This window comes from Nitrospira sp. CR1.1 (genome assembly GCA_014055465.1).
Taxonomy (GTDB): Bacteria; Nitrospirota; Nitrospiria; order Nitrospirales; family Nitrospiraceae; genus Nitrospira_A.
In genome coordinates this window covers 15,702-29,042 of sequence record WIAF01000008.1, presented here as the reverse complement: position 1 = coordinate 29,042, position 13,341 = coordinate 15,702, and the positions used below count along the sequence as shown (strand labels likewise).

Genomic DNA, 13,341 nt, shown 5'->3' with positions numbered 1-13,341 from the left:
CGTGAGTAGAGCGGATTACTTGACGAAAATCTTTTCGCGCTGAATTTTTTGCTGCAATTTTAAGAGCCCGTCGATCAAGGCTTCCGGACGAGGCGGGCAGCCGGCAATATACACATCCACCGGAACAATCTGATCGACGCCTTGCACGACGGCATAACTGTTGTAATGGTTGCCGGAGGTCGCGCAGGACCCCATGGAAATAACATAGCGTGGCTCGGCCATCTGGTCGTAAATACGGCGAATGACGGGGGCCATCTTGCGGGACACTGTCCCGGCCACGATCATCAGGTCCGATTGGCGCGGCGAGGCGCGGAAGACGCCGGCACCGAATCGATCGATGTCATACCGTGAGGAGACGCTCGCGATCATTTCGATGGCACAACAGGCCAACCCGAATGTCATCGGCCACAACGACGATTTGCGCGCCCAGCCGACGAACGCATCGAGATTCGTCGTCAGGATATTGGCATCCAGCTGTCTTTCTAGGAAACTCATAGTCCTCTCACTTTCCCATTTTCTCTCGCGAGAAGGAGAATGAGCGGTCTGGCCGCCTCTGATTGCGCGCGTCGAACGAGGGCCTTCTGCGGCCGCGCGTTCCGCGAGCGACAGAGGTGGCCAGGCTGTTCACCCTAGCTCCCATGCTCAGTCCCATTCGAGCGCCCCTTTTTTCCACGCATACCAGAACCCGACGATCAAAATTCCAATAAACACCACCATCTCTACCAGTCCTACCAGCCCAAGCTTCTTGAATGCGACCGCCCATGGAAACATGAACACGATTTCGATATCGAAGATCACGAACAACATCGCAATGATGTAGTAGCGAATCGGGAACTGCACCTTCGCGTCCGAAAACAACGGGCTGCCGCTTTCATAGGGCGCGAGTTTGGCGCGGTACGGCCGGCTCGGCCGGACAATGCGCCCCAGCAGAATCTGCACCGCTCCGAACGCAAACGCGATCACGATAAAGATCAGGATCGGGATGTAATTCAGCGGCGCGGCTTCGTTACCCATGGTGTGCCCGTGACGCGTAAAAGGTTAAACGTAACACGTGAAACGACGAGCGGCACGATGGCGGCTCTCGTTCGGGCTCTTGCTACGCGGCTGATTGAGCCGCCAAAATCGATCCGAAGAACGGCTTGAACTTCAGGCCGTCCAATTCGGGTTTGTCCATGCCCGTATGTTGCACGAGCACTTTGAACGTCCGCCCCATTCCCTCCGGCCGCAGCAGGTGAATGGCGGCATAAAACTCCGCCGATTCGGGCTGCAGCGACTCCAGGAACTGTTCGGCGCCCAGGCCGATCAGGAAACTCATCTGATTCGTAAAGCCCGTCACATCTAAGCCAGCCTGTTGGCCAGCTTGCGCCAGGGCGGTGAAGTCCACATGGGCGGTCATGTCCTGCTCGCCGACTCGCTGGTACGCATCTTCAGTAGTCGTTTGACTGTAGTAGCAGAGAAATGTCCCGTTCTTGCGTTCCGGTCCGTAGAGATCTTCGGCGGTGTGCCCGTAATCGATCGTCAGCACAACGCCGCGTGCCATTGCCTGCGCCACCTGTTTCATCCAGTGGACCGCCTTGAGATTGATTTCCGCGCGATAGCCATCGGGCAGGCTGATGCCGCCTTCCCGTAAATGGGCCGCCAGTTCATCCGAAAGGGGACGATGGATGTCCGCGAAGCCGTCGTCGCGAACGTCCACATAGATTTCCTGCGGGCGGCCATCAATTACCGCCAGGCGATGCACGGGAAAGGCGTCGACCAATTCGTTGGAAAAGAAGAATCCGGTGACGCTGCCCGTCGGGAGATCTTCCAGGCGATCGAGCCAGGCCACGTGCCCGGCCCGGCCGATCCACGGCGCGAGGTGGTGATGCTGAAGCGCGCGCATCGAGGCGCTGCGTTCGATCAGGATGTACCGGAGTCGCTCGCTGAGGTTCGCGGGAGCGTCTTGGCAGGCGGTGAGAAAATCACGCGCCAGCAATCCTTTGCCCGGCCCCATTTCCACGACGGTGAAGGGATTTGGGTGTCCGAGGCAGGCATCGAGTTGCTGCGCCTGTTTAGCCAGCGCTTGGCCGAGAATCGCATGCACATCGGAACTCGTATAGAAATCACCCGACCAGCCGATGCGTTCCTGCGTCGGATCGTCGACGGGACGAACGTAATAACCGTATTGCGGATGGTACAGGGCGAGCTCCATGAAACGAGCGAAGGGAATGGGGCCCGCCGCTGCGATTTCAGCCCTGATTTCCGCCAGGAGTTGTGGATGCCCAGTGCTCAAAGTGACACCACCCTTGTCGGTAGTCGACTGCCGGTTCAGGCGTCATCGCAACAAACCGCGCTTCTACCGGATTCTCTAGGGAAAAGAGGGGGTTAGATTAGCCGCTGCCTCAGCGGCAAGTCAAGGCGAAAAGACCCGGTTTGGGCATGGTGGAGCAGGGGAACAAGGGGACCTCCGTTGCTCGCGGAACGCGCGGCCTCGGAAGGCCCCTGTTCAACGCGCGCAGCTGGAGGCCACCTGGTCCACCTCCAAATGAAAAGAGTGATAAACCTGGGAGACCGTTGTAGCCCCTTCAGTTCCTAATTGTGATTTTTTGTAGGAAGGAGGAACGGGTTGCGCAGCTGAGGCACCCGAAGCGTAGGCCGGTGGAACTTCCGTGCGAAGCAGCGCGGGCTGGGTCGGTCCCTTGCTACGCTCCGTGGCACTTTTTGTATTTCTTGCCTGAGCCGCAGGGGCAGGGATCGTTTCGGCCAACCTTGTCCGCCTGATGCTGGACGCTCTGTGGCGCCGGTTCGTCACTGCGATTGAGCACCATCTGTGGCGGCGGGGTCGGTTCGGGAACGGGGGGCGGTTGTTCGCCTCTGACAGCCTGCACGCGGAACATGCGCTCCAGCACATCGGATTTGATGCGCTCCATCATGGAGGAGAACATGTCGAACCCTTCGCGTTTGTATTCGATCAGCGGATCTTTCTGCCCGTAGCCTCGCAGGCCGATGCCGTCCCGCAGGTGGTCCATGCCCAGCAGGTGATCTTTCCAATGGTGGTCGATCACTTGCAGCAACAGCATCTTTTCGAGATACCGCATCAGTTCGGAGCTGAGTTCCTGCTCTTTGTGGTCATAAGCCTGCCGGACCTGTGTTTGGATTTCTTCGATGATCGCATCGCGGCCGACGTCTTTGAAATGGTCGGCCACACGTCCTTTGCCCTGGGTGATGTCGAGGGCGAACTGGCCGTGCAGCGCCTCCTCGAGGCCGTTGAAATCCCATTCTTCTTGGTATTGATCAACCGGACAGTAGGTGTCGACGAAGGCATTGACCAGATCCCGCATCATGTCGTGAATGTCCTGCTGGATGTGCTCGCCTGCCAGTACGGCATGCCGGTGCTGGTAGATCACTTCCCGCTGCTTGTTCATGACATCGTCGTATTCGAGGAGCTGTTTGCGGACTTCGAAATTATGCGCTTCAACCTTTTTTTGCGCGTTCGCAATGGCGCGCGTGACCATGCCATGTTCGATTGGCACGCCTTCTTCCATCCCCAGCTTGAGCATCATTTGCGAGACGCGTTCGGAGGCGAAAATCCGCATGAGATCGTCTTCGAGCGAGAGGTAGAAACGTGACGATCCGGGATCGCCCTGACGGCCGGCGCGGCCGCGGAGCTGGTTGTCGATGCGGCGGCTTTCATGCCGCTCAGTTCCGAGGATGTGCAGGCCCCCCGCGGCGACCACCGCCTGCTTGTCCTTTTCGCAATCGGCCTTGATCTCGTCGAAAATTTCCTGCTTGCGCGCATCCGTCAGCGTTTCGTCCTGATAGAGAATCCGTTTGAACAGGAAGTCGGCGTTGCCGCCCAGGAGAATGTCTGTGCCGCGGCCTGCCATGTTGGTAGCGATGGTGACGGCGCCTTTGCGGCCGGCCTGGGCGATGATTTCCGCTTCCTTCTCGTGGAACTTGGCGTTCAACACGTTGTGTTTGATGCCGTTGCGGCTCAAGTACCCCGCCAGACGCTCGGATTTCTCGATGGAAATGGTGCCGACCAGGACCGGTTGTCCGCGCTCATGGCAGTCCTTGATTTCTTCGACGATGGCCGTGAACTTTTCTTTTTCGGTCCGGAAGACGACGTCGGCGTAGTCTTTGCGGATCATGGACCGGTTGGTCGGGACCACGTTGACGTCCAGATTATAGATCTTGGCGAACTCGCCCGCTTCCGTGTCGGCGGTGCCGGTCATGCCCGCCAGCTTCTTGTACATGCGGAAATAATTCTGGAAGGTCACCGACGCCAGGGTTTGATTTTCATTGGCGATCTTCACGCCTTCCTTGGCTTCCACGGCCTGATGCAACCCGTCGCTCCATCGGCGGCCCGGCATCAAGCGGCCGGTAAACTCATCGACGATGATGACCTCGCCGTCCTTCACCACATAGTCCACGTCACGTTTGTAGAGCGCGTAGGCCTGCAGGGCTTTGACGACATGGTGCACCAGATCCATGTGCTGCAGGTCGTAGAGGTTATCCACGCCCAGCAGTTTTTCCACCCGGACGTTGCCTTCTTCGGTGAGCGACGCGGTCTTGGTCTTTTCCTCGATCGTAAAGTCATGCTCCGGCTTGAGCTGCGGAATAATCGAATTGATGCGGTAATACAAGTCCGTGGTTTGGTCCGTCGGGCCGGAAATGATCAAGGGGGTGCGCGCTTCGTCGATCAGGATGCTGTCGACTTCGTCCACGATGGAGAAGTGCAGCGGGCGCTGGACACATTGACTGAGGTCGCTGACGATCAGGTTGTCGCGCAGATAATCGAAGCCGTACTCGTTGTTGGTCCCGTACGTGATGTCGGCACGATAGGCCTCATGCCGGCTGCAGGGCCGGAGATGCTGGAGGCGTTTGTCCGCCGCTTCGTAAGTCGGATCGTAGAGAAAAGAGGCGTCGTGCTGAATAATGCCGACCGTGAGGCCGAGCGCATGATAGAGCTGGGCCATCCACTGAGCGTCGCGTTTCGCGAGATAATCATTGACCGTGACCAGGTGGGCGCCCTTGCCTTCCAGCGCATTGAGATAGAGCGGAAGGGTCGCGACCAGGGTTTTCCCCTCACCGGTCTTCATTTCGGCGATCCGGCCTTTGTTCAAAATCATGCCGCCGATCAGCTGCACGTCGAAGTGCCGCATGTTCAAGCGCCGGCGGGACATCTCACGGCACACCGCAAAGGCCTCGGGCAGAATGTCATCGAGCGTGTCACCGTCTTCGAGACGCTTTTTGAATTCTGGCGTTTTCTCCGCCAGGGCTTGATCGGACAGCGGCGTGAGGCTTGTTTCCAGCCCGTTGATCCGCTCGACAATCGGGCGCAATGCCTTGATCTCACGGTCGTTTTTACTGCCGAATATGATGTTCAGGACTTGGGTCAGCATGCAGACGTACCTTCAATTTCACGAGCCCGCTACGGGCAGAGCTCGCCGCTCGGGCATGGGCTCGGCGGCGGAGTATACAGGAATCCGTCATCGAATCCTACCGAAACAGGTGCGACGGTCTCAACTGCTTCGCGATGAACGGCTCTGAAGCGGGTCTCGTCGTTGCTTTCGGGTGCGTTGAGATCTATAGTGAACCTCATCATTTCGCCGACTCTCATCGGTGAAGTCACTCACGGATTCCATTGCGGATTTCGATGCGGCACGGAGCCAGCGGTTCGCGTCCTTTCCTCACGAGCTTCCTGCTCTTGTGCCTGGTTGTGTTCGTCACGTTCATTCCCGAATCATCAGCCGCCTCAAACGCCTCGTCGGAATCGGCGCGGCGCAGTTATGAGCGGGGAGTGACCCTCTTTCGTGAAGGCAACGCCGACGGCGCGATCGAGGCTCTGAAGAAAGCGCTCGCGCAAAACCCCCGGCTAGCCGAGGCCTACCATGTGTTGGGGCTGGTCTATTTTCAAAGCAAACGCAATCCCGATGACGCCATTCAAGCCTACAAGCAGTCGCTGAAGTTGAGTGCGCCGTCGGCCGAGATTCTCAACGATCTCGCCGATGTCTATCTCGCGCAGGGGCGGGGGAACGAAGCGGAGCAGGTGTTGCGGCAGGTGCTGGACATTGCGCCGGGAAATGAAGAAGCGCATCTGGATTTAGCCTGGCTCTACGAGGAACGGCATGACCGCGCGAATGCCGTCAAGATGTACCAATCCTTGCTTCGGGTGCGACCGGACCATGCTGAGGCGCTCTTTCACCTGGCGAATCTCTATGACAGTCAAGGCGATCTCAAGATGGCTCGCGAGTATTTGTCCAGGCTCACGCAGGCCAATCCCGGGCATGCCAACGCCTGGTATCTCCTCGGGCGTCTGGCCGAGCGGGGCAATGACCTGAACGCTGCGGCTGCCGCGTTCAAGGAAGCCATTGCAGTGAAGGCCGACCTCGTCGATGCCCATTACAACCTCGGATTTGTCTATCGGAGCCAGGGACTTCTCACTGACGCCGAGCGGGAGTTTCTGGAGGTGATCCGGTATCGTCCCGAGTACGCCGAAGCTCACTCGAACCTGGGGATGGTCTATACCAGCTTGAACCGGTTGGATGAGGCCGAACGAGAGCACGAACGGGCTGTGGCGCTCAAGCCCAACTCGGCGGAAGCCCACTACAATCTCGGGGTGTTTTACGAACTCCATCGGAAAGACATGGGGCGGGCCCTGGCACAATATCGCCGCTATCGCGACCTTGGCGGGCGTGATGAGCGCGTGGAGCGCATCATCGGTGTAGGCGGGCCGTAGCCGTCAGGACCCCGCCAGGGAAAAGTTGCGTTGACGCTTCCTCAGCGAGTTTGCTAGCATGCGCGTCAGGTTGTGGTGTGCTCCCTATGCGAAGTTCCCGCTTTCACAGCATCGTCTGGGTTGTCGTCTTTGCCGTCGTGGCCTTACTGGCGGTAACGACAGGCAGCGCGGTCGCGCATGAGCTTCACCATGCCGCGCATCACGACGCCGGGATGCACGGCTCAGGCATCTGCGCCTGGATGTGTGCCACGGCCGGAGTCCATGTGGTCACTCCGGTCCATGCGGCGCAGGTATTGGCGCTCTCCGGCGATGCGTTGTTCCTTTCCGGCACGGTACGTCTCCCTCAGTTATCCGCCCTCTGTCAGTCGCGCGCTCCGCCCCGTTCGCTGTAATCCACGTCTCCCTTATGCATACTCTTGCTCCGCGACTCGCCGTCGGGGAGCCTGGATCGAACAGTTGGGCGAGGTGTCTCGCATGCTGTGGGTGCATTCTCCCTGGTCGATGGTCGCTCTGCGAAACGCCCTCTATTTCGGAGAGGTCGTCCCTGACGTCATGGCATGGAGGCGAGATCTCGCAAACCCGCCAGCAACGATGCGGCGTCAATTCCTGTGCGAAGACGTGAAGGAGTGATGAAGATGCAGGTGAATCAATGGATGTTCCGCCTGGGCCTGTGGGGCCTTGCGGGCTTGGCATTGTTGGTGCCGGCCCCCGTGGTTTCCGCGGCTGACATGAAGGCAGACAAAGCATTTACCATTGCGGTAACCGATGCCCAGGGTGTCGAGACTGAGCTGAAAAACGGCATTTTCTACTGGGAAGAAAAAATGAGTGAGACCTCGTTTGTCCCGCATGAGTTGCGGCACCTACCGTCCAAACGCGGCACGGCGACGGTCAATATCAAGTTCGACCAGATCAAGCAGATCGAGCTGAAGCCGGGGGCCGATCAGGCCGCCCCGGCCATGACCGTCACCCTGGCCAACGGGAAAAGCGGGGAATTTGTCCCCGCGGTGAACGGCAGCTTCAAGGGCGAGTCCGATTTCGGGCAGGTCGAGGTCCCGATCGGGTCACTCTCCAAGGTGGTCTTCAAATAAGGTCGGAAGGCATCGTGTCGAAAGAGACCGTTCCCATGGAACATGTGTTGGTCGCGCAGTCGAGGCAATCAACCCGATTCGTCACAGGATGGGGAGCCTCGCTGGTCCTGCATGCCTGTCTGGCGCTGGTGGCGTTTGGTCTCATGCCGAAGATGAGCGTCATGGAAGAGAAGAAGTCGTTCACGTGGGATGTTGCGTTCGTCGAGCCGCCGCGTGAAGAGGTGCGTCAGGAAGAACCTGCTCCGGCTCCCGTTCCTCAAGTCCAGCCTCCTGCCCCGACTCCGGTAAAACCACGGCTTCAACCGGTGCGTGCCGTGGAACCTCCCCCTCAGCCGGTGGAGCGTCAGGTGGAAACCAGAGTGATTCCGAAGGTTGTTCAACGGGAAGTTCAGCCCGTGGTCGAAACGGTTCGTCCCCAAGAGCAGACCCAGCCGAAACAGGACATCGTCCAGATGCAGGCGAAGCCGGTCGAGCCGCGGGAGGTGCTTCAGACTGAACCGGTGCTGCGGGCCGCGGCTCCGGCCGAAGTGCAGCGTGAGCTCGCGCCGGTGGTTGAGCAACAGGTGATGGAAGCCGCTCCTGTGACGGCGCAGACATACCAGGCGCAACCGGTGGCCAGCACCCCTGCCGTCGTGGAAACCGCGCCCGAGCCAGTGATGACGGCGAGTGCAGCGGTGGTACGCACCGCTCCGGCGGTCGAAGCGGTTTCGGCGCCTTCGGCCCCAGTAGATCCCGTGCCGGCTGTGGAATCGGCGACTGCGCCTGTCAGTGAACCGGTGGCCGCACCTCCCGCTCCCGTTGAACCTGTTGCTGCGGTTCCTGCGCCGGCGTTGGTCGCGCAACCGGATCCTGCCAAAATGGAGGAACATCAGGTCGTGGCCGGCGCGGCCATGCCGAAACAAGCAGCCAAAGCCAATTACAAATGGGTGGGAGAATCATTGCACCGCCGCATCAGCGAGTTGCGGCACTATCCGAGTACCGCCCGCTTGAACGGCTGGGAAGGCAAGGTCGTGTTAAAGGTGTCCATCCGCAATGACGGACAGTTGAACAGTGTCGAGGTGGTCAAGAGTTCCGGGCATGAATCGCTGGATCAAGCGGCAATGGAAGTCGTGCGTCGGGCTTGTCCTCTGCACATGAAGCATGAACTGACGGCACCGATGGTCGTGTTGCATTTGCCGGTCAGTTACAGTTTAAACCGGTAAGCCGAGTCGGGAGAATTGAGCATGGATATTCAATTGTGGGTCTGTAAGAGAGGGACGGAGATGATGCAAGGTCTTATGCGGAAATTGATCGTGACGGCTCTCCTCCTCTCAACGCTGGCGGGCTCGGCCCTGGCCATGGGCTCACGGCCCCCGGCTGCCGGCATGCCCGCTTCGGAGTTCTCGCTGACGGATCTCCAGGGGAAGGCGCATAGTCTGGAGCAATACAAAGGCAAGGTCGTGTTGCTGAATTTCTGGGCGACCTGGTGCAAGCCCTGCACCTCGGAGATGCCGGCGATGCAGACGGTCTATGACCAACTTCGCGACAAGGACTTTGTGGTGCTGGCCGTCAATGAATTGGAGGACGAGGCCAAAGTGCGGGAGCACATCCAACAGTACAAACATACCTTCCCTGTGCTCCTCGATCACGAAAACAGAGTGGCAAACCAGTACGGCGTGTTCGGCCTGCCGGTCAGCGTGTTTATCGACCAGCAGGGAGTGGTGCAGGAGTACATCAAAGGCGGGTTGCTGACGGAGCGCAAAATCCAAGAGATCGTCAGCCGGATTCAGAGTGCGGCGCCCGTCAAGGCGGCCGCGTTGCAATAAACCTATGATGACCCGGTTGCGACACATCGCGCTGCCTCTTCTGTTGGTCTGTGTGTTCCTGGCCCTGCAGGGGATCGTGTATCCGCATATGTTGGAGCATGTGTCGCAGCACGCCCATCACGATTCCGGTGTGCACGGGACCGTGGTCTGTTCCTGGATGTGTGCGGCCGGACAAGACCTCGGGCCTGCGCCCGAGTTGGTCCCCGCCGCCATCTCCGTCATTGCCCTGATCGATGACATTCTGTTCGGCTCCTTGTCGATCGAATCCCGCGCCCTGTGGGCGTCACGGGGCCCTCCCGGTTTTCCCCGGTCCTGAATCATTTTCCTCGTTCATCGCGTTCATTCATCAACCGTAGCGTCTCGGCCGGAGGTTTCTTCCGGCAACGGACGCGACCCGTACTGTCATTCGTGATGGGAGAAAGGATTGTGCGTAATGCGGGCTTTTAAGAGAAGACTGTTCGTATCGGTGCTCGGACTCGTGACCATGGCCATCGGGAGTGTGGCGTCTCTACCCACGGCCGACGCCGCCTGCGGGGCCGTCAGTTGTTTTGTGACGATCGGCTCACAACAACAGGTGCCGCAATCCGGCCTGCTGACCATGAATTTTATCTACAGTTATACGCCGATGAATTTGCCCAGCGGGTCGACAGGCCTCATCGCCGAAGCCGACCAGATCGGACGGCGTATCATTCCCAATCATCATAACGAACGCTCGACCTACACGAATTCCTTCGCTCTGGATTTCAACTACGGTGTGACTGATCGATTGGGATTACAGGTGACCTTGCCCTATATGACGCGCCGGCACGAGCATTACCATTTTCACCAGGGACAGAATGAGGACCTCAGCCGCTTTTCCGACAAGGGGCTCGGCGATATCCGGGTGATGGCGAAATACAATGTGCTGGCCTCGCTGAAAAACATGCTGGTCTTCGGAGTCGGCACGGAGTTGCCGACCGGCGATTATCGGCAGACCGACAACCTGGGGGGAGTGTTAGAGCCGGCAGGCCAGCTGGGACGCGGCCAATTTGGCCTCGTGGGAACGATGTACCAGTCCTACGAGATTCTCCCTCACCGGTTGAATCAATTCGTCTTCGCCAGTTATCGGCATACCTTCAAGAACAACGACGGCTATCAGTTCGGCGACGAATACATCGTCAATGGCGGGTTCAATCTGGTGACCTTGCCCTGGCTGGTGTTTACGGCACAGGTGAATTATCGCTACATGACGCACGACAGTCTGAGCGCGAGCATCGGGTCGGGGCCGATCCTGGATCGCGGTATTCCCAATACCGGCTCCTCCTGGTTCGGCGCGGCGCCTGGTGTGCTCTTCAACATCGGGGACACGTGGCAGGCCTATTTTTATGCGCAGGTGCCGCTCTATCGGGATGCCAACAATAATCTTGCGCAGGCGACCAGTTACACGTTCGGCGTGACCAAATATTTCCAATTGTTTACCCCGGGGGCTTGAAGAATCTGGCGCAATTCGCGCGGTCTATTTTCATCTTTCCACGAGGGGAGTCATGATCCAGAACATACGAAGCCGACGGAGGAGGCCGGTGCCGGGGCGAGACCGACCGGCCTTGTGCGCGGGGCTGTTGCTCGGGTTGCTACCGATGACGCCGGTAGCCTTCGCGGAAACGGCGTTGCCCTGGGAGCTTGGCCCCAAGATTACCACCGAGCACAAGGTGAAAAGCCTGGTGGGCCCATCGATGCAAATCGATGAGGCCGGATCTCTGTCGTTGGCCTGGATGGAAGAGAACAAAGAGGTGCGATCGGTTCTGTATGCCAGAAGCACGGAGCCGGGCGGGCCGATGGGCGCGCCGGTGCGTATCAATCGGGCGGAGGACATCCCGTATTGGAGACAGGAAGCGCCGGCTCTCGTGGTTCAGGGTGATGACGTGTTTGTGACCTGGGGGCTGGCCCATCCGAAGGCTACGCCAGAGCAGCCATTTGCGACGGAGTTGCGCCTGAGCCGTTCGAACGACGGCGGCCGGACATTCCAGCCATCGATCCTGGTCAATGATGATCCGGGAGTCATTCAGCATACGTTTGATGCGCTCCACCGCGATGCAGAAGGCCGGTTCCATTTCTCCTGGATTGATGGGCGCGAAGGCAAGAAAGATCCGGGGACCTATGTCGCCCGATCATTGGATCAAGGGAAAACAGTGACGAGTAATCGCAAAGTGGACGAGGGCACCTGTGTCTGTTGTCGTACCGCCATCACGAGCGGCCCTGACGGAACGGTCTATGTGGCCTGGCGAAAAATTTTTGAGGGGAACGTGCGGGAGACCGTCGTCGCTCGTTCCACCGACCACGGCGAAACATTCGAGCCATCGGTCATTGTCGGCCATGATCAATGGGTCTTTCCGGCCTGCCCGCATCGGCCGGCCTCCATGGGCGTCGACCGGCATGGACGGTTGTATGTGGTCTGGTATACGGAAGGGACCGACGAAATTCCCGCCGTCTATCTGGCCTTTTCAGATGACCGGGGCCGGACGTTTTCCGCGAAGCGGCAGTTGAACGTGTCCAAGAACACTTTTCCCGACCATCCGCAGATTGCCGTCGATCAGGAAGGCCGGGTGGTCGTGATCTGGGAGGAGCAGGGGCCGGTCAAGCGAGATGTGGTGATGAGCGCTTCGACAGATCGCGGGGCGACGTTTACGACGCCGCAGAAGCTGAACGACCGTAAAAGTCAGACGCCGGTTGTCGCCGTGAATCGGCATGGCCTGTTTGCCATGGCCTGGATGGAGCATGGGATGCCGGGTCATAAAATTGTGATGCAAACGTTGCGGATGCCGCCCATGACTGCGGCCGCTGATGAAGGCCGCTAGAGTGGGAATGCGTGCGTGATGCGATCGGGATTCGTGCAGACGTTCGCCCTATGTATGGCCATCGGACTCTGGCTCGGCCCTGCGTCAGCCGACGACCGGTTGGCCGCGCTGAAGATCGGACGGGTTGCACCGGGGACCATGGCGGCGCCGTTTGACCTGAATACCCTGGAGGGCCCCTCGATCGAACTCGCCCGCTTCAAAGGAAAAGTCGTGGTGGTGAATTTTTGGGCCACCTGGTGCGGGCCCTGCAAAGAAGAGATGCCGGCTTTCGAGCGATTGCGGCAGCAATTGGATCCTGAACGGTTCGCGGTGCTCACAATTACAACCGATCTGCAACGCGAGGGGATCAGGCAGTTTCTTGCCACTCTCCATGTACGGTTGCCTGTGTTGTTCGATGACGATCAAGCGGTGTCCCAAGCCTACCTCGTGCGGGCCTTGCCGACGACGGTGTTTGTCGACCAGCAGGGAATGTTGATCGGCCGCGCCGTCGGACCCCGGGACTGGGATGCGCCGCATGCCGTACAGGCCTTGCAGAGTCTGATGCCATGATGCGTATCACGAAACCCTCCATCGGACTCGCGGCTGCCCTGGCAGGGCTTTATCTGGTGCTAGCTGTCTTCTCCGTCGCTTGTGTGTTTGAGCATGTCGATCCGAAACCGGCCGCCCACCATCATGGCGGCACGGTGTCTCATTCCAGCTTCTGCGCCTGGGCCTGTCAGGCGAATCCAACCTCGGATGCCGGCCCTGTTGCGCCGTTCCTGCAGCCGTTTTTCATGGCGACCCTCTTCGTCGAGAGCGGCCACGCCATCATCGCGGGAGGCGGCGGCTACCACGCCGCTTCTCGTGGGCCGCCCCTTCAGTCGTAACTCCTTTTCATATCGCCAGGTCGTCTC

The 13,341-nt window shown here is 59.2% G+C and carries 14 protein-coding genes; 10 read left to right on the top strand and 4 right to left on the bottom strand.

Going from position 1 to position 13,341, the window contains the following annotated elements:
- Positions 1–15: 15 nt before the first annotated feature.
- From GDA65_14265 to secA, 4 genes are all read right to left on the bottom strand, one after another.
- Positions 16–495 carry an NADH-quinone oxidoreductase subunit B gene (locus GDA65_14265; protein MBA5863857.1) on the bottom strand — a complete coding sequence of 160 codons (480 nt, stop codon included), beginning with the start codon at positions 493–495 and terminating at the stop codon, positions 16–18.
- A 147-nt stretch (positions 496–642) separates the two neighbouring features.
- A complete protein-coding gene (locus GDA65_14260; GenBank protein MBA5863856.1) occupies positions 643–1,014 on the bottom strand; it encodes an NADH-quinone oxidoreductase subunit A in 372 nt (123 codons plus the stop codon).
- 82 nt (positions 1,015–1,096) lie between these two features.
- On the bottom strand, positions 1,097–2,272 hold the full coding sequence (locus GDA65_14255; GenBank protein ID MBA5863855.1) for an SAM-dependent methyltransferase: 1,176 nt from the start codon (positions 2,270–2,272) through the stop codon (positions 1,097–1,099).
- A gap of 409 nt (positions 2,273–2,681) precedes the next feature.
- A complete protein-coding gene (gene secA, locus GDA65_14250; GenBank protein MBA5863854.1) occupies positions 2,682–5,384 on the bottom strand; it encodes a preprotein translocase subunit SecA in 2,703 nt (900 codons plus the stop codon).
- Between the two features lie 254 nt (positions 5,385–5,638).
- Between secA and GDA65_14245 the strand changes: the two genes are divergently transcribed.
- From GDA65_14245 to GDA65_14200, 10 genes are all read left to right on the top strand, one after another.
- Positions 5,639–6,721: a tetratricopeptide repeat protein gene (locus tag GDA65_14245; protein ID MBA5863853.1), complete on the top strand. Its 1,083-nt coding sequence runs from the start codon at positions 5,639–5,641 to the stop codon at positions 6,719–6,721.
- 86 nt (positions 6,722–6,807) lie between these two features.
- On the top strand, positions 6,808–7,113 hold the full coding sequence (locus GDA65_14240) for a hypothetical protein (protein MBA5863852.1): 306 nt from the start codon (positions 6,808–6,810) through the stop codon (positions 7,111–7,113).
- Between the two features lie 237 nt (positions 7,114–7,350).
- Positions 7,351–7,809 carry a hypothetical protein gene (locus tag GDA65_14235; GenBank protein MBA5863851.1) on the top strand — a complete coding sequence of 153 codons (459 nt, stop codon included), beginning with the start codon at positions 7,351–7,353 and terminating at the stop codon, positions 7,807–7,809.
- A gap of 35 nt (positions 7,810–7,844) precedes the next feature.
- Complete coding sequence (locus tag GDA65_14230) at positions 7,845–9,011, top strand: TonB family protein (GenBank protein ID MBA5863850.1); 1,167 nt, start codon at positions 7,845–7,847, stop codon at positions 9,009–9,011.
- A 21-nt stretch (positions 9,012–9,032) separates the two neighbouring features.
- Entirely contained in the window at positions 9,033–9,614 is a 582-nt protein-coding gene (locus GDA65_14225; GenBank protein MBA5863849.1) for a redoxin domain-containing protein, read from the top strand.
- Between the two features lie 4 nt (positions 9,615–9,618).
- The gene (locus GDA65_14220) at positions 9,619–9,930 is read left to right on the top strand and encodes a hypothetical protein (protein MBA5863848.1); all 312 of its coding nucleotides are present in this window, start codon (positions 9,619–9,621) and stop codon (positions 9,928–9,930) included.
- Positions 9,931–10,047: 117 nt separating this feature from the next.
- The gene (locus GDA65_14215; protein ID MBA5863847.1) at positions 10,048–11,085 is read left to right on the top strand and encodes a hypothetical protein; all 1,038 of its coding nucleotides are present in this window, start codon (positions 10,048–10,050) and stop codon (positions 11,083–11,085) included.
- Positions 11,086–11,137: 52 nt separating this feature from the next.
- Positions 11,138–12,448, top strand: a complete 1,311-nt coding sequence (locus tag GDA65_14210) for a hypothetical protein (protein MBA5863846.1) — start codon at positions 11,138–11,140, stop codon at positions 12,446–12,448.
- 18 nt (positions 12,449–12,466) lie between these two features.
- Positions 12,467–12,997, top strand: a complete 531-nt coding sequence (locus GDA65_14205; GenBank protein ID MBA5863845.1) for a redoxin domain-containing protein — start codon at positions 12,467–12,469, stop codon at positions 12,995–12,997.
- The gene (locus GDA65_14200) at positions 12,994–13,314 is read left to right on the top strand and encodes a hypothetical protein (GenBank protein MBA5863844.1); all 321 of its coding nucleotides are present in this window, start codon (positions 12,994–12,996) and stop codon (positions 13,312–13,314) included. Before GDA65_14205 ends, GDA65_14200 begins: the two co-directional genes overlap by 4 nt.
- The last annotated feature ends 27 nt before the right edge of the window (positions 13,315–13,341 follow it).

Bases quoted from the DNA above. Each gene is read 5' to 3' on its own strand.
- GDA65_14265 (MBA5863857.1), bottom strand. From the start codon at position 495: ATGAGTTTCCTAGAAAGACAGCTGGATGCCAATATCCTGACGACGAAT.
- GDA65_14260 (MBA5863856.1), bottom strand. From the start codon at position 1,014: ATGGGTAACGAAGCCGCGCCGCTGAATTACATCCCGATCCTGATCTTT.
- secA (MBA5863854.1), bottom strand. From the start codon at position 5,384: ATGCTGACCCAAGTCCTGAACATCATATTCGGCAGTAAAAACGACCGT.
- GDA65_14245 (MBA5863853.1), top strand. From the start codon at position 5,639: ATGCGGCACGGAGCCAGCGGTTCGCGTCCTTTCCTCACGAGCTTCCTG.
- GDA65_14240 (MBA5863852.1), top strand. From the start codon at position 6,808: ATGCGAAGTTCCCGCTTTCACAGCATCGTCTGGGTTGTCGTCTTTGCC.
- GDA65_14235 (MBA5863851.1), top strand. From the start codon at position 7,351: ATGAAGATGCAGGTGAATCAATGGATGTTCCGCCTGGGCCTGTGGGGC.
- GDA65_14230 (MBA5863850.1), top strand. From the start codon at position 7,845: ATGGAACATGTGTTGGTCGCGCAGTCGAGGCAATCAACCCGATTCGTC.
- GDA65_14225 (MBA5863849.1), top strand. From the start codon at position 9,033: ATGGATATTCAATTGTGGGTCTGTAAGAGAGGGACGGAGATGATGCAA.
- GDA65_14220 (MBA5863848.1), top strand. From the start codon at position 9,619: ATGATGACCCGGTTGCGACACATCGCGCTGCCTCTTCTGTTGGTCTGT.
- GDA65_14215 (MBA5863847.1), top strand. From the start codon at position 10,048: ATGCGGGCTTTTAAGAGAAGACTGTTCGTATCGGTGCTCGGACTCGTG.
- GDA65_14210 (MBA5863846.1), top strand. From the start codon at position 11,138: ATGATCCAGAACATACGAAGCCGACGGAGGAGGCCGGTGCCGGGGCGA.
- GDA65_14205 (MBA5863845.1), top strand. From the start codon at position 12,467: ATGCGATCGGGATTCGTGCAGACGTTCGCCCTATGTATGGCCATCGGA.
- GDA65_14200 (MBA5863844.1), top strand. From the start codon at position 12,994: ATGATGCGTATCACGAAACCCTCCATCGGACTCGCGGCTGCCCTGGCA.